The following is a 16,193-nucleotide window of genomic DNA, read 5'->3' on the forward strand; positions in this document are numbered from 1 at the left end:
GGGGGAACCAACATGACCATGGAAGAGGCGGAGCTTTCCGCACGCCGGCCCGACCGTCCGGTATTCTACAACGATCCCTTCTGGCGCAGTCTTGCATATCAGCTCCTCACGATCCTCGTCCTTGCCGGCGCGATCGTGTGGATGTGGACGAACACGCTCGAGAACCTGAAGCGCGCCAATCTCTCGTCAGGTTTCGGCTTCCTGCAAAGCCGCGCGGGCTTCGACCTCGCGCAGGCGCTCATCCCCTACTCCAGCGATTCGAGCTATTTCCGCGCGCTCGAAGTGGGGCTTCTCAACACGCTTGCCGTGGCAGCGCTCGGCATCGTGACGACGACGATACTCGGACTTCTGATCGGTATCGGGCGGCTGTCGAGCAACTGGCTCGTGCGGAAGCTGGCAACCGTCTATGTCGAGGCGTTCCGCAACATCCCGCTGCTGGTGATCATCTTCTTCTGGTACAAGGGCGTGCTGAATGCGCTCCCGAACGTACGGGAATCCATCGTCATGCCATTCGGCATGATCCTGAACAATCGCGGCTTCTATTTCCCCGCCCCGATCTTCGGAGAGGGTTCGATCCTCATCCTGGTGGCGCTCGCGGTCGGCATCCTGGCGGCATTCCTCTGGTCGCGCCGCGCGAAGGCGCAGCAGATGGCCACCGGCAAGCGTCCGCCCGTTTTCTGGGTCAATGTCGCCCTCGTCCTCGGACTGCCGATCCTCACCTTCCTGGTACTCGGCGCTCCCCTCACCTTCGACATGCCCGTCGCCGGCAAGTTCAACATCTCCGGCGGCAACATCGTCGGACCGGAATTCATGTCGCTCTACCTCGCGCTCTCCTTCTACACGGCGGCCTTCATCGCGGAGATCGTTCGGGCGGGCATCCGCGGGGTTGCCAAGGGCCAGACTGAAGCTGCCTATGCGCTCGGCATCCAGCCTGGCCGTACCATGCGGCTGGTCATCCTGCCGCAGGCGCTCCGCATCATCATTCCGCCGATGACGAGCCAATATCTGAACCTGACGAAAAACTCCTCGCTGGCCGTCGCCATCGGCTATGCCGATCTCGTGGCCGTGGGCGGCACGATCCTCAACCAGACGGGCCGGGCCATCGAGGTGGTGGCTATCTGGCTGCTGATCTACGTCTCGATCAGTCTGGCGACCTCGCTGTTCATGAACTGGTTCAATCGCAAGATGGCATTGGTGGAGCGTTGATCATGGCAGATAACACCAACACCTCCCTCCAGTTCGTCCGACGGGAGCTGGTCGCAGCGCAGAAGCCGCCCTCTCAGGAGATCGGCCTGCTTGCCTGGGCCAGGAAAAACCTCTTCGGCAGCATCTTCGACAGCGTCCTGACGATCCTTGCACTCCTCACGCTCCTGTGGATCCTGCCGGGGCTGATCGACTGGCTGTTCATCGATGCAATCTGGCGAGGCACCGATCGCACCTTCTGCGCGACGGTGGCGCAGGGCGGCATCCAGCCCGACGGCTGGAGCGGAGCCTGCTGGGCCTTCGTCGCCGACAAGTTCCAGCTCTACATGTTCGGCAGCTACCCGGTGGACGAGCGCTGGCGGCCAATGCTGGTCTTCGTCATCTTCGCGGCAACCCTCGCCCCGCTGCTGATGCCGCGGGTGCCCTACAAGGTGCCCAATGCCATCGCCGCGCTCGTAGTCATGCCGGTCATTTCGTTTTTCCTGCTCCACGGCGGCGTCTTCGGCCTGTCCGTGGTCGAAACCTCGCTCTGGGGCGGGCTCCTGGTCACGCTCATCATCTCCTATGTCGGGATCGTGGTCTCGCTGCCCGTGGGCATCCTGCTGGCACTTGGCCGCCGCTCGGAGATGGGCATCATCCGCATGCTGTGCGTCGCCTTCATCGAGCTCATCCGCGGTGTTCCGCTGATCACGGTGCTGTTCCTCGCCAGCTTCATGCTGCCGCTCTTCCTGCCGCCGGGCACCTCGATCGACAAGTTCCTGCGCGCGGTCATCGGCGTTTCCATGTTCGCCTCTGCCTACATGGCGGAAGTGATCCGCGGCGGGCTCCAGGCCATTCCGAAAGGCCAGTTCGAGGGCGCAGATTCGCTCGGTCTCTCCTACTGGCAGAAGATGGGCCTCATCGTCATGCCGCAGGCCATCAAGCTCGTGATCCCGGGCATAGTGAACACCTTCATCGGCATGTTCAAGGACACCTCGCTCGTGTCGATCATCAGCATGTACGATTTGTTGGGTATTGTGCGGTCCAGCTTTGCGGACGCTAACTGGGTTTCGGCCGTCACGCCGCTCACAGGATTGATCTTTGCGGGATTTGTCTTTTGGCTATTTTGCTTTAGCATGTCTCGCTACTCGAACTTCATCGAGCGTCATCTCGATACAGGCCACAAACGATAAAACGAAGGGGGACTACCACCCATGGCGCAAGCCCAGACCAAAGAACTCAAGGTTTCCGAAACCGAGGTTGCCGTCGACATCATCAACATGAACAAGTGGTACGGCGAGTTCCACGTTCTGCGCGACATCAATCTGCGCGTGATGAAGGGAGAGCGCATCGTCATCGCCGGTCCGTCAGGCTCCGGCAAATCGACGATGATTCGCTGCATCAACCGGCTGGAAGAACACCAGCAGGGCAAGATCATCGTGGACGGCACGGAACTGACGAGCGACCTGAAGAAGATCGACGAAGTGCGCCGGGAAGTGGGCATGGTGTTCCAGCACTTCAACCTGTTCCCGCACCTGACCATTCTGGAAAACTGCACGCTGGCCCCCATCTGGGTGCGCAAGATGCCGAAGAAGCAGGCGGAAGAAGTCGCGATGCACTTCCTGAAGCGCGTGAAGATTCCGGAGCAGGCGCACAAGTATCCGGGCCAGCTTTCCGGCGGCCAGCAGCAGCGCGTGGCGATTGCCCGCTCGCTGTGCATGAACCCGAAGATCATGCTGTTCGACGAGCCCACCTCGGCGCTCGACCCGGAAATGATCAAGGAAGTGCTCGACACCATGGTCGGTCTCGCCGAAGAAGGCATGACCATGCTCTGCGTGACCCACGAAATGGGCTTTGCTCGACAGGTCGCCAACCGGGTCATCTTCATGGACCAGGGTCAGATCGTCGAGCAGAATTCGCCGGCAGAATTCTTCGACAACCCGCAGCATGAGCGCACCAAGCTGTTCCTCAGCCAGATCCTGCACTAAATCCTCCACCAGAACATGGAAAAGGCCTCCCGGCACCGCCGCGGAGGCCTTTTTCATGTCCGGAGGACATCCGCACCGCCGAAGGGACGGCGGTGCGGCCTTTATCAGCTCGAGGCAAGCACCACGATCCGATCCTGCGGCTCGTAAACGAGCTTGTCGGACTTGGTGGGGTTGATGACGACGCCACCGAGATTGCGCGCATCTGCCTCGCCGGTGCGCAGACGACGGTAACCGATGGCGACCTCGCCCCGGCTGCGGGCTGCAAGCACGACAGTGGCGAAATCCACGGGCTTTCCGGTCACCACATAGTCCTCGACCGGGCGGAGATAGATTTCAGAACCGTTCTCATCCAGCAGGCTGCCGAAGATGGCGGACATGAACTCGTTCTCCGAAGCCTGGGAAAGCATGAGACTGACCAGCTTGTTGCTGACGACGTAGTCATCGGCCTTCGAGACTTCGGCAAGCTCGCGGTTTCTGACGTCGATCATTTCGCTGACGACGCTGATATGCTTTCCGGCCTTCTCCGCAATCTTCCGCAGGTGCAGGAGGGTAACCAGCGTGCGCGTATCGGCCGCCTGTGCGGGAAGCTCTTCGTTGTAACCGAGCACCATGACGTGATCGTACTGCTGGATGTCGAGGCTATCGAGAACCGTGCGGCTGGAGCTATCTTCGGAGACCACCTCCACCCGGAGCCGGTCTTGCGGAAACTCCATGGGAAGTAGGCGCTCGGGGAGCCCCGGCGAGCTGGCGCAGATGGTGAGACGCGAGCCCGGCTCGACATAGCGCGCAAGCTCTCGTGCCACCATCGGCCCGCGGCGGTTCCAGCCCAGGATAAGCGTGTTCTCCGGGCGTTTTTCGACGGCGGCCGGCATGGACAGCAGTGCACGGTTGAACTCGCGCTTGACCTGCGCCAGCTTGATGGCGTCGTCATCCTCCGCGATGATGATGAGCTTCATGCCGTCTTCGAGCACCGTTTCCATGGGCGGATTGAGCAGCACCTGGCCTTCGCGGGTTACCAAACCGATCAGGGTGGAGGCCTCGTATGCCATCAGCGCGCTGCCAAAGGGCCTGCCGACAAGCTCCTTCTGTTCCACGGTGTAGATTTCGCAGCCGTCGAAATCGAGCAGCTCGGAATAGACGGCGCTGAGGCCCGACTGGCGGCAGGACTGAACCATGATGCGGGCGATCAGGTCATCGGCCAGAACCAACTGAACCTCGTCGCCGCCGACGGCGTGCCCCAGCTCGCGGCTTTCCATGTCCCGCAGCTCGGCAACGATCTGGTAGCGCTCCTGACGGCGATTGGGATCGTTGGTGATCGCCAGCACCGACTTGATGACGCTGGAATCGGGATCCTCGTCTTCAGGCGAAAGCACGATGATGGAACGGGAGGTCTGCGGGTTGACGATGCCCAGATCGTAGAGATCGGTCGGATCGCCGCTGCGGCAGATGATGCGGGTATTCTTGAGATTCGCGATCTTGTCTGCGATCTCGTCTTCCATCTCGACCTTGTCGCGGTTCGCCATGATGACGATGCGCGGCTTCTTGCGGCTCTCGTTGGCGATGACAAGTTCGGAGATGATGTCGAAGATGGAGGAAGACCAGTTGAGGATGATCGTGTGGTCTTCCTCGAGAACCTTCGAGCGGCCCTTGCGCAGAACCTCGAGCTGGGCGTCCAGACCGGAGCTGAGAACACCGATCAGCGCGGACACGACGAAGATGCCGGCCAGCGTGACGAGCAGCATGACGAAGCGGAATCCCCAGCCGGAGTCCCCGCCCATCGTTCCGGCGTCGAGCGTACGCATGAGCGATGCCCATGCCGCCTCGACGAAGCCCATGGGCTCGGCCCCTTCTGGCGCCACGCCGAGCGTGGCGACGACGGCGCCGAAGAAGAAGATGATGATGATGGATACGAGGCCGAGCCAGCCGATCAGCGCGCCCGTACCGGCGGCCATGGTCTTGTCGAACTCGTAGCGGAGCTTGTCCCGCAACCTTACATTCTGTTTCATGATGCCCCCGCATCGAGATGGTTTGCTTCGCCCTCGCCCGTCCGGAGAATCCGAAGCCGGCGATGGACGCCTTTGGCCACGACAATAGGTCGCAAATGCCAAGTTGGCGTAAATAACGGCAAAAAATGATTCTTGGCGAATCATTCCCCACAGATTGCATTTCGCGCAGCGAGAGGCGCGGACCAACATTGGACCATTAGGGTACCGAAGGCCTTGGAAACGCAATTTTAGGAGTTGCGGGAACAGGTTATACCGTGTATCTCCGCCCAATCGGGGTCACGGAGTGTAGCGCAGTCTGGTAGCGCATCTGGTTTGGGACCAGAGGGTCGGGAGTTCGAATCTCTCCACTCCGACCACCCCCGGAACCGCGCAGCTGCGGGTACCAAGACGTTCGATGCGGGCGCTGCCCGCGGCATGGGAGCGATGTGAGAGCATGTCTGCCAAGATTTATCGTCCAGCCAAGACCGCCATGCAGTCCGGCAAGGCAAAGACGCACCGCTGGATTCTGGAATTCGACCAGGAAAAGCCGCGCAAGATCGATCCGATGATGGGCTACACGTCCAGCGCCGATACCCAGCAGCAGGTGCGCCTGAGCTTCGAGACGCAGGAGCAGGCTGAAGCCTATGCCCAGCGCAAGGGGATCGAATACCGGGTGATCGAACCCAAGGAATCGACCCGCAAGCAGGTCTCCTACACCGACAATTTCCGTTTCAATCGCACCCAGCCCTGGACGCATTGAAACCGAGGGCGCGACACGCGCCCTCTTCGTCATCCGAGCCTTCCATCAAGGCCATCCGGCCCCTTAGCTCAGCTGGATAGAGCACCTGCCTTCTAAGCAGGTTGTCGCAGGTTCGAGTCCTGCAGGGGTCGCCACTTCCGTTTTGTCCATACCGAAGACACAGGAACGAGTTTTGTAGCTGAGACATGGGGTGACAATCCCCGCGTCCCGCAGATCGATTAGCGTCCAGGGTGCCGTCTGGCCTGGCCGATGGATCCTCTTCAGCACCGTGTGCGTGCAGAATGAGACGAGAGGCCGAACCGGCGTATCTTTGAGGCGGATTGTCGGGGTCTGGATCCGTTCAGGGCCCTTTGCCGACCGTATGGCTGGAAGCCATGTCGCCCTTCGAAAGGTTGAGACGCTTGACCGTCCCTGCCCCGACTTCAAGCACATAGCGCACAGGTTCCACGGAGGGAATGATCGTCTCCGAAAAGGGAACCGCATTCTCGTGAATATGGACCACCTTGCCTGCGGGATCGAGGAACAGCATGTCGAGCGGGAGCACGGTGTTCTTCATCCACATATAGACCATCCGCGTCTCGCCGAAATCGAAGAGCATGCCCTCGTTCTCGCCGATCGAACGACGAAACATCAGGCCCTGCTCCCTTTGCGCTTCGGTCAATGCCAGTTCCACGTTCAGCGTGACCGGTTCGCCCAGCTGCCGGGTGAGTGTCAGCGGTTCGCGGGAAAAGATCTCGCCGCCGATGGCCTGCGCCGCCAGCAGCGGCACAAACAGAAAGAGCGCCACGAGGGCGCTGCTCAATGTCCGGACGGGGCCAGAGCGCATCAGTGGGAGCGGGCCACGCCGGTCGGCATGTCCGGATGGATTTCGGCCGCCATCAGGCCCTTGTCCCCATCGCCGAAACGCACGAGAACCACCTGGCCGGGACGCAGCTCGGTCAACCCGAAGCGGCGCAGCGTTTCCATGTGAATGAAGATATCTTCGGTGCCTTCGCCACGGGTCAGGAAGCCGAAGCCCTTGGTGCGGTTGAACCACTTGACGATCGCGCGCTCCAGCCCGCTCGTCGGCACCACCTGGACATGGGTGCGGACCGGTGGAAGCTGCGAGGGGTGCACCGCCGTGGACTGATCCATGGAGAGGATGCGGAATGCCTGGTAACCGCGATCCCGCTTCTGGACGAGCGCAACGATGCGCGTGCCTTCGAGGATCGTCTGATACCCGTCGCGGCGGAGGCAGGTGACGTGCAGCAGCACATCCTGCATGCCGTTATCCGGAACGATGAAGCCGAAGCCCTTGGCGACGTCGAACCACTTGACGACCCCGGTGATCTCGATCAGCTCGACCGGCTCGCCCTGAAGCTCCTCGAAATATGCAAGCCCTTTCGATGAAACCCTATCCGCCATTTCCCGCCAGCCTCTCGATTACGCTTCACATGGTTACGGTTAACTGATTCTTGAACATCAGATTAACATCCGGAGATCGCATCCGCGCAAGACCCATGGGTCCATTACACATACGGATTTTTAACCATCTTGGCTTGCTTGAAGCTTGATGTGGCCTATCTTGGCGCCAACCTCACCAGCACAGGAAAGATCCGATGCGCTATCTCCACACCATGGTTCGCGTGAAAGACGTCGAACAGTCGCTGAACTTCTACTGCAACCTGCTCGGGATGACCGAGGTGCGTCGCATGGACAACGAGAAGGGCCGCTTCACGCTGATCTTCCTCGCCGCCTCCGACGATCTCGAAATGGCACGCAAGAACATGGCCCCCTGCGTCGAGCTCACCTACAACTGGGACCCGGAGGAGTATTCGGGCGGCCGCAACTTCGGGCACCTCGCCTATGAGGTGGACGACATTTATGCCCTTTGCCAGAAGCTGATGGACAACGGCGTGACCATCAATCGCCCGCCGCGCGACGGTCATATGGCCTTCGTCCGGTCGCCCGATGGCATTTCCATCGAAATCCTGCAGAAGGGCGAGAGCAAGGCGCCGGCCGAGCCCTGGGCTTCCATGCCGAACACGGGCGCCTGGTAAAGCCGGGTCGCGGCCTTGCCCGAAGACGGCTTCGGGCAAGGCTTGCATGCCATCTTCGCCCTGAGGGACATGATGTCGCTAGCGCTTTCTTGAGAAGCAGCCGCGTGTCTGTCCGGTACGGCCATAGGATGGATCATGCCTTTTCAGCACCTCGACCACGGACAAGGGCGGCGAAAGCCGCTTTTTTCGTCGCTCGCCCTCCTCCTTGCGGGAAGCATCGCCCTCACGGGCTGCGTTTCCTCCAAGGGCAAGGACCCCATGGCGGATCTGCTGACACCCGATGCCGAATCGATTGCCGCCGCCGACGATCCCGCCCGGCAGAGCCCGGCCAAGGCTGATCCCGCCAGCCCGACCGCGGAATATGCCGCTGCGCCGGGCCAGGCCCCGGAAGGATCGCAGCCAGGCGCTGCGGCAAATCAGGACAGGCCCGACATGGCGGCCAGCGTGATGCAGGCCACGGGAATCAATGCCAACCGGTCCAGCATCTTTGCGAGCGCGCCCCAGCCGACAGCCATTGCGCCCGGGGAAGCGCCCGTAGAGCAGGCCAGTGGCGCCACTGGCTTCAATGCGACGAACGCCTCCTTCTTTTCGGCCTCCGGCAAGAACCCGCTGCTTGCCTCCGCCGATACCGGCGAGACCGGCTCCGCAGACGACATGGAAGCAGACGACGTTCCGCTGATTCTGCGCGGCAAGCTCTATTCCTCGCGCGATCTCGGCCCCGATCCCAATGATACGGCCACAGACATGGTCACCATGGCCTCGCTTCCCAGCATGACACGCCAAGCGGTGACCGGGCTGCTGGTACAGAATCCCAGCGTGCAGACCTCCTGCTTCAAGCCGCAGCTGCTCAACATGCTGCATGAGGCGGAAGCGCATTTCGGCAAGAGGATCGTCGTCACCTCAGGCTTCCGCGATCCGGAACACAATGCACGGGTCGGCGGCGCCAAGCGTTCGCAGCACCTGCACTGCAATGCGGCCGACATCCAGATGGTGGGCGTGAGCAAGTGGGATCTGGCCCGCTACTTCCGCGGTCGTCCGGATATCGGCGGCGTCGGAACCTATTGCAGCACCAATTCCATCCATGTGGACATCGGTCCCCGCCGCGACTGGAACTGGAAATGCCGGCCCGATACGGAGCTCTGAGCCCTTGTCCCCCGCCCCCGGGCAGGCGGCAAGTGCTTGATTGCATTGCGTAGCCGCTCTTTTCCACAAGCCGAATTTTTTCTCGATTTTTTTCAAAAACCCGCTTGCGGGAATCCGGCACCCCGCCTATAAGGGCGCCACGGCACGCGCCCTTCGTCTATCGGTTAGGACGGCACCCTTTCACGGTGCAGAGAGGGGTTCGATTCCCCTAGGGCGTGCCACCCCCTCCCCCTTTAATTGCTGACAGCATGAGCCTCTAAGGCTTTGATGGTGCTTGTGTTTCCCGCAGGCACCCATGGCGGGACAGCCTCTCCGAAAAACAGATTTTTTTGACATGAAAATGCAATTTCCCGCTTGCGCGCTTCGGCGACCCCGCCTATAAGGGCGCCACGGCACGCGCCCTTCGTCTATCGGTTAGGACGGCACCCTTTCACGGTGCAGAGAGGGGTTCGATTCCCCTAGGGCGTGCCACCCTTTCTCCTCACAATCTGAATGAAAAAACCGCCACAAGGCGCGGTTTTGCCTGTGATATCCTGGCAAAAGCGAAAAGGCGCGGTTTCCCGCGCCTCTGTAGTTCATTTCTGGCAAAGGCTCTTCAGGCAGCCTTGTTTCCTGCCTGTCGGGCGTTGCGGAAGGCTTGAGAAAGATCCCGCACGAGATCGTCGGGATGTTCAAGGCCAACCGAAATCCGGATCAACCCGTCATGCACGCCCGCCGAATCGCGCGCCTCCTTCGGCACACCGGAATGGGTGGTGGATGCCGGATGGCAGACGAGCGATTCCGTGCCGCCGAGGCTGACCGCCAGCTTGAAAAGCTGGAGGCCGTTCAGGATGCGAAACGCAAGCGCCCGGTCGTCTTCCACCACGAAGGAGAAGGTACTGCCGGGACCGGTGCACTGCTCTTGGTACAGGCGGCGATTCTCTTCGTTGCCGATGAACTCGGGATGCAGGACCTGGCAGGGGATGAGGGTGTTTTCCTGAAGCCAGCGAGCCACGATCCGCCCGCTCTCCGCGGCACGCTCCATGCGCAGCGAAAGCGTTTCCATGGATCGGGAGAGCATCCAGCAGGAATGGGGATCGAGTTGGAAGCCGAAGGCGCTGCGCGTCTGCCGGACCGGCTTCATCAGCTCCTTGCGGCCCGTGATCCCACCCGCGACCAGGTCCGAATGGCCGCCGACATACTTGGTCAGCGAGTAGACGCAGATATCCGCTCCGATTTCGAGCGGGCGCTGAAAGATCGGCCCCAGCATGGTGTTGTCGCAGACGACCAGCGGCCGCGTGCCGGTGCGGGCTGCCCACTGATCCACCACCCGCCGCACCATGCGGATGTCGGTCATCGCATTGGTGGGGTTTGCCGGCGTTTCGAGATAAACCATCTTGACCGGGCCGTGACGGGCCGCCTTCTCCAGCGCATAGAGCAGCATGGGCTCGGATTGCCCGTCGGTGAACGGAATGGGCTTGATGCCCCACTGGGTGAGAACCTTGCCGAAGAGCGTTTCGGTGCCGCCGTAGAGCGGCGTGTACTGCACCACCGCATCGCCGGGGCGCAGGAAGGTGAGCGCAACCGCGCTGATCGCGGACATGCCCGACGACGTGACGAGGGCCGATTCGGCGCTATCCAGCAGGGCCAGCCGGTCTTCCACGATTTCCGTATTGGGATGATTGAAGCGGCTGTAGACGAGGCCGCCCGCCCCCATGCCCTCGGGCGCCGGCTTGCGGCCGGCCACGACGTCGAAGAAGGCCGCGCCCTCTTCCGCGCTGGAAAAGGCGAAGGTGGAGGTCAGGAAGACCGGCGGCTTGACCGACCCCTCCGACAGGCTCGCATCGTAACCATAGGACATCATCTGGGTGCTGGGGTGAAGCGGGGCGCCGTCCAGCGTGGTGCGGCGATAGTTCCGGGCCATAAGGATCTCCTCATGAATTGACCGCAACGATCTTTCCGCTTTCAGATCAGATGTTTCCACGCTATTTCAATGGGTATTTTCCACCAGGCTGGAGGTTATCCGCTCACGATGGACCAGATCGACAAGAAAATCCTCCAATGCCTATATGAGGACGGCCGCGCCAGCGTGGAGACGGTGGCCGCGCGCGTGGATCTGTCGCCCACCCCGGTGCGCAGACGGATACGGCAGATGGAGGATGGCGGCATCATTCGTGGATACAGGGCCGATGTGGACCTGACCGCCTGCGGCCTGCCGCTCACCCTTCTGGTCTTCGTGAAGCTGCAAAGCCGGGACAGGGCGACCATCGCCCAGTTCGAATCGCGCGTGCGCAGCCTGCGCGAGGTGCTGACCTGCACCCTCATCACCGGCTCGGCGGATTATCTGCTGACGCTCAGGGTCGCAGACATGACGGCCTACAACGATTATCTGCGGGGTGTGCTGGCAGAGCTTCCCGGAGTTTTCGGCATCGAAACGAGCGTCGTCATCAGCGAGGTGAAGGCGGCAAGCCACCTGCCCTTCTGAGATTTACGGCGCCGGCGCGGCATCCAGCACGCGAAGCTGCACGCGCCGGGTTCCCTGCCAGAAATCCGCGCCGAGCGTTCCGGCGACATGCAGATTGCGCCCCCTTCCGTTGATCAGCAGATCGCCGAGCGGGGTCTCCATGGCACGGAAGGCGATCCCGTCGATTCGGCTGCCATCCATGGCTTCGAGCGTGATCTTGATGTGGTTGGCCCCGACCATCCGCGCATCCCGCAGCCGATGGGAAGGAAGTGCCAGCACGGGTTGCGGATGACCGGCACCATAGGGACCGGCGGCTTCCAGCTGGTCGATGAGCTCGAGCGTCGCGCCGGAAGCACCGATTGCGCCATCGATCTTCAGCGTGTGGGCCGAGACCAGGGCTGGAACCGTGCGCCCTGCCTTTTCCTCGAAGAAGGCGCGGAGGCGCCCCAGATTCGCCCGCTCGACAGTCAGGCCGGCGGCCATGGCGTGCCCGCCACCCTTGGCGAGAATGCCCTCCTCCACCGCTGCGCGCACCATCCGGCCCATGTCGAAGCCTGAGATCGAACGGCCGGAGCCCGTTCCGCGCCCGTTCGGGTCGAAGGCAATCGCGAAGGCCGGACGGCGATAGCGCTCCTTGAGGCGCGAGGCGAGCAGTCCGGCGATGCCGGGATGCCAGTTTTCGCGGGCGGTTATGATGACGCTCGCCTCCTCTCCGTCACCGTATTCGGCCATCACTTCGGCTTCCGCCTCCTGCAGCATGGCGGCTTCCATGGCCTGGCGCTCGCGGTTCTGTTCGTCCAGGCGGGCAGCGATTTCCTCGGCCATGTTGGGATCGGTAAGGGTCAGCAGGCGGCTTCCAAGGGCTGCATCGCCGATGCGCCCGCCGGCATTGATCCGCGGGCCGATCAGGAATCCCAGGTGATAGGCGGTGACGGGCCCACCCAGGCCCGCCTTCCGGAACAGCGCGGCCAGCCCCACATTGCCCATCTGCCGAGCCGCCAGGAGACCCTTGACCACATAGGCACGGTTCAGCCCCTTGAGAGGGACCACGTCGCAAACGGTGGCGAGCGCGACAATGTCCAGCCAGGCGAGAAGATCGAGCGTGAAGGCGCGCGTATCCTTCGCCTCGCGCAGCACCCGGGCGGTTGCCACCAGAACGAGATAGACGACGCCCGCGGCACAGAGATGCCCCTGCCCCGAAAGATCGTCATCCCGGTTCGGATTGACGATGGCAACCGCCGGCGGATAGGGCTGCGCAATCTGGTGATGGTCGATCACGACGACATCGATGCCGCGCTCTGCCGCAACGGCGAGCGATTCATGGCTGGTAGAGCCGCAATCGACAGTGACGATCAGCTGTGCGCCGCGATCGATCAACTGGTTGATGGCAGCGGGGTTGGGTCCGTAGCCCTCGAATATGCGGTCGGGAATGTAGATCTCGGCGCCGATCCCGAAATGGGCGAGAAAGCGGCTGAGGAGCGCCGAAGACGAGGCGCCATCGACATCGTAGTCGCCGAAAATGGCCACCTTTTCCCGGCGTTGCACGGCGCGGGCAATCCGTTCCGCAGCCCGCACGCAATCGGTGAGCGTCGCCGGATCGGGCATCAGTCCGCGAATGGTCGGATCGAGAAAGGCCTTGGCACCTTCGACCGGCACGTCCCGGCCGGCAAGCACCCGCGCCACGATGTCGGGCAGTCCGTGCACCTGGCTGATGGCCATGGCGCGGTTCAGCCCGGCCTGATCGAGCCGCGAAACCCAGCGCTGATTGCTTGCCGATCGCTCGACACTCAGAAAGGCGCGCTGCACGGGATCGGCGGGTTCGATGGTCATGATTAAGGGAACTCGGGGTATGACGGTATCTACCGCCTATATAAGGAGTTCCGGCCAGGATGCAAAACGGCTGGCAAGAGGTTTGCGGTGGCGCAGCAGGGCCGCGCCACCTTGAGCCTCACGCGTCCTTCGGACGCTCGATGCGGATCACCTGCGGCTCGCCGATGAGATAGCCCTCGCCCTTGATGGCGTCGATGGCCTTGCGGACCGAGTCCTCGCGGGTCGCATGGGTGACGAGGATGATGGTCTGCGGCTTGCCCGCCTCGACCTGCTGCTTGGAGTGCTGCACGATCGATTCCAGCGATATCCTGTTCTCCGCCATGCGCGTGGCGATGCTGGCGAAGACGCCGGTCCGGTCTTCCACCGTCAGACGGATGAAATATCCGCCCTCGTGGCTCTGGATCTGGGCCCTGCGGTAGGGCTCCAGCGTCCTGGCCGGACGGCCGAGGACGGGAACCAGCTGTGCCCCCGGCCGGCTCTTGGCGATGTCGGCGATGTCACCGAGCACCGCGGATGCGGTTGCATTGCCGCCGGCACCGGGCCCGACCATCAGAAGTTCGCCGAGGATGTCCGATTCGATGGCAACCGCATTGGTCACGCCATCAACCTGGGCAATCACCGATGCGAGCGGCACCATCGTCGGATGCACGCGCTGCTCGATGCCGGTCTCGGTGCGCTGGGCGACGCCCAGAAGCTTGATGCGGTAGCCGAGTTCCGCGGCCGCATGGATGTCCTCGATGGAGATGTTGGTGATCCCCTCGAGATAGATGTCGTCTGCGGCGATCTGCGAGCCGAAGGCGAGGGTCGTGAGGATCGACAGCTTGTGGGCGGTATCGTTGCCCTCGATGTCGAAGGCCGGATCCGCTTCGGCATAGCCGAGACGCTGGGCTTCCTTCAGGCAGGCCTCGAAGGAAAGCCCTTCCTTCTCCATCTTGGTGAGGATGTAATTGCAGGTCCCGTTCATGATGCCATAGACGCGGGAAACGGTGTTGCCCGTCAGCGACTCGCGCAGCGCCTTGATGACCGGAATGCCGCCGGCGACGGCCGCCTCGTAGTTCAGGAGAACGCCCTTCTCTTCGGCAAGGGCGGCGAGGTTCACGCCGTCACGGGCCAGAAGGGCCTTGTTGGCGGTCACCACATGGAGACCGCGGTTCAGGGCGGCGCGCACGGCATCGCTTGCCGCGCCCTCGGCACCACCCATCAGCTCGACGAACACGTCGATATCAGCCGTCTCCGCCATGGCAATGGGGTTGTCGAACCACATCATGCCCGTCATGTCGAAGCCGCGGTCACGCATGCGGTCACGCGCGCTGACGGCCACGACGTCGATCGTGCGGCCGCAGGAGACGGCCAGTTCGTTACGGCGCTGCTGAAGGATCCGGACAAGCGAGGCACCGACCGTGCCGAGACCCGCTATGCCAATTTTGAGGGCATCTGCCATGTGCTATTCCCGATTGAGGCTGCTCTGACGAGCAGGACGTTATGCCGTCCGCCAGCCGAACGGCAGCGGACGGAGGTTTTCGCAACGCGACCGGTCTTAGCGGTGCAGGTTGAGCGAGATGACGTTGTGCATCGTCTCGTCAGCCGTGGAAAGGAACTTCTTCAGGTTCCTTGCCGCCTGACGGATGCGGTGCTCGTTTTCCACGAGCGCGATGCGCACGTAGTCGTCACCCTGTTCACCGAAGCCGATGCCCGGCGCGACAGCGATGTCCGCTTTTTCCACGAGGAGCTTCGAAAAGTCCAGAGAGCCGAGATGCCGAAATTTCTCCGGGATCTTTGCCCAGGCAAACATGGTGGCTGCCGGCGGCGGAACCTCGAAGCCAGCCTTGCCGAAGGCCTCGACCAGCGTGTCGCGGCGACGGCGGTAAACCGCCCGCACATCCGCAATATCCGAGCCATCGCCATTGAGCGCGTGGGTAGCCGCAACCTGGATCGGCGTGAAGGCGCCATAATCGAGGTAGGACTTGACGCGCGCGAGCGCGGCGATCAGCCGCTCGTTGCCGACGGCAAAGCCCATGCGCCAGCCGGGCATGGAGAAGGTCTTCGACATGGAGGTAAACTCCACGGTGCAATCCATGGCGCCCGGAACCTCGAGAACCGACGGCGGCGGGTTGCTCTCGTCGAAATAGATTTCGGAATAGGCGAGATCGGACAGCACGATGAGGTCATGCTTCTTGGCGAAGGCGATCACGTCCTTGTAGAAATCCAGCGAGGCCACGTGGGCCGTCGGGTTCGACGGATAGTTGATGATCAGGGCCAGCGGCTTGGGGATCGAGTGACGCACCGCCCTTTCGAGGGGGCCGAAGAAGGTCTCGTCGGGCTCGACCGGCAGCGAGCGGATGACGCCACCCGCCATCAGGAAGCCGAAGGCGTGGATCGGATAGGTGGGGTTCGGGCAAAGGATCACGTCGCCCGGCGCGGTAATCGCCTGGGCCATATTGGCGAAGCCTTCCTTGGAGCCCAGCGTGGCGATGACCTGGGTGTCGGGATTGAGCTTCACCCCGAAGCGGCGCCCGTAATAGGCGGCCTGCGCGCGGCGAAGACCGGGAATGCCCTTCGACGAGGAGTAACGGTGCGTGCGCGGATCCTTCACCACTTCGCACAGCTTGTCGACGATCGCCTGCGGGGTGGGAAGGTCGGGGTTGCCCATGCCGAGGTCGATGATGTCCGCGCCATTCGCGCGGGCGCTGGCTTTCAGCCTGTTCACCTGCTCGAATACATAAGGCGGAAGCCTCTTGACCTTGTGGAACTCTTCCATGGTGATGACCCTCTCTCTCGTCCTGTCCGCAGCGGCCCGGCTGCAGCGATCCAAAAGGCGACATT

Annotated in this window: 14 protein-coding genes and 4 tRNA genes; 11 read left to right on the forward strand and 7 right to left on the reverse strand. The window is 62.3% G+C overall.

Annotated elements, in window-relative coordinates; genetic code table 11:
• The first annotated feature begins 12 nt into the window (after nt 1–12).
• The 3 genes from GGR23_RS10575 to GGR23_RS10585 are packed head-to-tail and all read left to right on the forward strand — an operon-like array spanning nt 13 to nt 3,170.
• Entirely contained in the window at nt 13–1,206 is a 1,194-nt protein-coding gene (locus tag GGR23_RS10575) for an amino acid ABC transporter permease (RefSeq protein ID WP_183366234.1), read from the forward strand.
• 2 nt (nt 1,207–1,208) lie between these two features.
• Nucleotides 1,209–2,375, forward strand: a complete 1,167-nt coding sequence (locus tag GGR23_RS10580) for an amino acid ABC transporter permease (protein WP_183366235.1) — start codon at nt 1,209–1,211, stop codon at nt 2,373–2,375.
• Between the two features lie 21 nt (nt 2,376–2,396).
• A complete protein-coding gene (locus tag GGR23_RS10585; protein WP_183366236.1) occupies nt 2,397–3,170 on the forward strand; it encodes an amino acid ABC transporter ATP-binding protein in 774 nt (257 codons plus the stop codon).
• A 104-nt stretch (nt 3,171–3,274) separates the two neighbouring features.
• On the opposite strand, the gene GGR23_RS10590 is transcribed toward GGR23_RS10585, so the two are convergent.
• Nucleotides 3,275–5,176 (reverse strand): CASTOR/POLLUX-related putative ion channel, encoded by a 1,902-nt coding sequence (locus GGR23_RS10590; protein WP_183366237.1) that lies wholly within the window; start codon nt 5,174–5,176, stop codon nt 3,275–3,277.
• Nucleotides 5,177–5,455: 279 nt separating this feature from the next.
• On the opposite strand from GGR23_RS10590, the gene GGR23_RS10595 reads away from it, so the two are divergent.
• From GGR23_RS10595 to GGR23_RS10605, 3 genes are all read left to right on the forward strand, one after another.
• Nucleotides 5,456–5,532, forward strand: a tRNA-Pro gene (locus GGR23_RS10595).
• Nucleotides 5,533–5,609: 77 nt separating this feature from the next.
• Entirely contained in the window at nt 5,610–5,915 is a 306-nt protein-coding gene (locus tag GGR23_RS10600; RefSeq protein WP_183366238.1) for an ETC complex I subunit, read from the forward strand.
• Nucleotides 5,916–5,972: 57 nt separating this feature from the next.
• Nucleotides 5,973–6,049: transfer RNA gene (locus GGR23_RS10605), tRNA-Arg, on the forward strand.
• 206 nt (nt 6,050–6,255) lie between these two features.
• Here the strand turns inward: GGR23_RS10605 and GGR23_RS10610 are convergent.
• A complete protein-coding gene (locus tag GGR23_RS10610) occupies nt 6,256–6,741 on the reverse strand; it encodes a DUF192 domain-containing protein (protein WP_183366239.1) in 486 nt (161 codons plus the stop codon).
• Nucleotides 6,741–7,319, reverse strand: a complete 579-nt coding sequence (locus tag GGR23_RS10615; RefSeq protein ID WP_183366240.1) for a cold-shock protein — start codon at nt 7,317–7,319, stop codon at nt 6,741–6,743. Before GGR23_RS10615 ends, GGR23_RS10610 begins: the two co-directional genes overlap by 1 nt.
• Nucleotides 7,320–7,513: 194 nt before the next feature.
• Between GGR23_RS10615 and gloA the strand changes: the two genes are divergently transcribed.
• The 4 genes from gloA (at nt 7,514) to GGR23_RS10635 (ending at nt 9,568) form a co-directional block, all read left to right on the forward strand.
• Nucleotides 7,514–7,954: a lactoylglutathione lyase gene (gene gloA / locus GGR23_RS10620; RefSeq protein ID WP_183366241.1), complete on the forward strand. Its 441-nt coding sequence runs from the start codon at nt 7,514–7,516 to the stop codon at nt 7,952–7,954.
• A 135-nt stretch (nt 7,955–8,089) separates the two neighbouring features.
• Nucleotides 8,090–9,097 carry a YcbK family protein gene (locus tag GGR23_RS10625; protein WP_183366242.1) on the forward strand — a complete coding sequence of 336 codons (1,008 nt, stop codon included), beginning with the start codon at nt 8,090–8,092 and terminating at the stop codon, nt 9,095–9,097.
• 146 nt (nt 9,098–9,243) lie between these two features.
• A tRNA-Glu gene (locus GGR23_RS10630) sits at nt 9,244–9,318 on the forward strand.
• A gap of 175 nt (nt 9,319–9,493) precedes the next feature.
• Nucleotides 9,494–9,568, forward strand: a tRNA-Glu gene (locus GGR23_RS10635).
• A gap of 124 nt (nt 9,569–9,692) precedes the next feature.
• On the opposite strand, the gene GGR23_RS10640 is transcribed toward GGR23_RS10635, so the two are convergent.
• Entirely contained in the window at nt 9,693–11,000 is a 1,308-nt protein-coding gene (locus tag GGR23_RS10640) for a cystathionine gamma-synthase family protein (RefSeq protein ID WP_183366243.1), read from the reverse strand.
• 108 nt (nt 11,001–11,108) lie between these two features.
• On the opposite strand from GGR23_RS10640, the gene GGR23_RS10645 reads away from it, so the two are divergent.
• The gene (locus tag GGR23_RS10645) at nt 11,109–11,561 is read left to right on the forward strand and encodes an Lrp/AsnC family transcriptional regulator (protein ID WP_183366244.1); all 453 of its coding nucleotides are present in this window, start codon (nt 11,109–11,111) and stop codon (nt 11,559–11,561) included.
• A 3-nt stretch (nt 11,562–11,564) separates the two neighbouring features.
• Here GGR23_RS10645 and recJ read toward each other — a convergent pair whose 3' ends face one another.
• From recJ to GGR23_RS10660, 3 genes are all read right to left on the reverse strand, one after another.
• On the reverse strand, nt 11,565–13,370 hold the full coding sequence (recJ, locus tag GGR23_RS10650) for a single-stranded-DNA-specific exonuclease RecJ (protein ID WP_183366245.1): 1,806 nt from the start codon (nt 13,368–13,370) through the stop codon (nt 11,565–11,567).
• A 118-nt stretch (nt 13,371–13,488) separates the two neighbouring features.
• Nucleotides 13,489–14,811 carry a homoserine dehydrogenase gene (locus GGR23_RS10655; protein WP_183366246.1) on the reverse strand — a complete coding sequence of 441 codons (1,323 nt, stop codon included), beginning with the start codon at nt 14,809–14,811 and terminating at the stop codon, nt 13,489–13,491.
• Between the two features lie 96 nt (nt 14,812–14,907).
• A complete protein-coding gene (locus GGR23_RS10660) occupies nt 14,908–16,128 on the reverse strand; it encodes an LL-diaminopimelate aminotransferase (protein WP_183366247.1) in 1,221 nt (406 codons plus the stop codon).
• Nucleotides 16,129–16,193 lie beyond the last annotated feature (65 nt).

It is taken from the genome of Gellertiella hungarica (assembly GCF_014197145.1).
Classification (GTDB): Bacteria; Pseudomonadota; Alphaproteobacteria; order Rhizobiales; family Rhizobiaceae; genus Gellertiella; species Gellertiella hungarica.

Excerpts from the sequence above, each read along its gene's own strand:
- recJ (WP_183366245.1), bottom strand. The coding sequence starts at position 13,370 with ATGACCATCGAACCCGCCGATCCCGTGCAGCGCGCCTTTCTGAGTGTC.
- gloA (WP_183366241.1), top strand. The coding sequence starts at position 7,514 with ATGCGCTATCTCCACACCATGGTTCGCGTGAAAGACGTCGAACAGTCG.
- GGR23_RS10585 (WP_183366236.1), top strand. The coding sequence starts at position 2,397 with ATGGCGCAAGCCCAGACCAAAGAACTCAAGGTTTCCGAAACCGAGGTT.
- GGR23_RS10640 (WP_183366243.1), bottom strand. The coding sequence starts at position 11,000 with ATGGCCCGGAACTATCGCCGCACCACGCTGGACGGCGCCCCGCTTCAC.
- GGR23_RS10615 (WP_183366240.1), bottom strand. The coding sequence starts at position 7,319 with ATGGCGGATAGGGTTTCATCGAAAGGGCTTGCATATTTCGAGGAGCTT.
- GGR23_RS10660 (WP_183366247.1), bottom strand. The coding sequence starts at position 16,128 with ATGGAAGAGTTCCACAAGGTCAAGAGGCTTCCGCCTTATGTATTCGAG.
- GGR23_RS10600 (WP_183366238.1), top strand. The coding sequence starts at position 5,610 with ATGTCTGCCAAGATTTATCGTCCAGCCAAGACCGCCATGCAGTCCGGC.
- GGR23_RS10580 (WP_183366235.1), top strand. The coding sequence starts at position 1,209 with ATGGCAGATAACACCAACACCTCCCTCCAGTTCGTCCGACGGGAGCTG.
- GGR23_RS10590 (WP_183366237.1), bottom strand. The coding sequence starts at position 5,176 with ATGAAACAGAATGTAAGGTTGCGGGACAAGCTCCGCTACGAGTTCGAC.
- GGR23_RS10610 (WP_183366239.1), bottom strand. The coding sequence starts at position 6,741 with ATGCGCTCTGGCCCCGTCCGGACATTGAGCAGCGCCCTCGTGGCGCTC.
- GGR23_RS10655 (WP_183366246.1), bottom strand. The coding sequence starts at position 14,811 with ATGGCAGATGCCCTCAAAATTGGCATAGCGGGTCTCGGCACGGTCGGT.
- GGR23_RS10645 (WP_183366244.1), top strand. The coding sequence starts at position 11,109 with ATGGACCAGATCGACAAGAAAATCCTCCAATGCCTATATGAGGACGGC.
- GGR23_RS10625 (WP_183366242.1), top strand. The coding sequence starts at position 8,090 with ATGCCTTTTCAGCACCTCGACCACGGACAAGGGCGGCGAAAGCCGCTT.
- GGR23_RS10575 (WP_183366234.1), top strand. The coding sequence starts at position 13 with ATGACCATGGAAGAGGCGGAGCTTTCCGCACGCCGGCCCGACCGTCCG.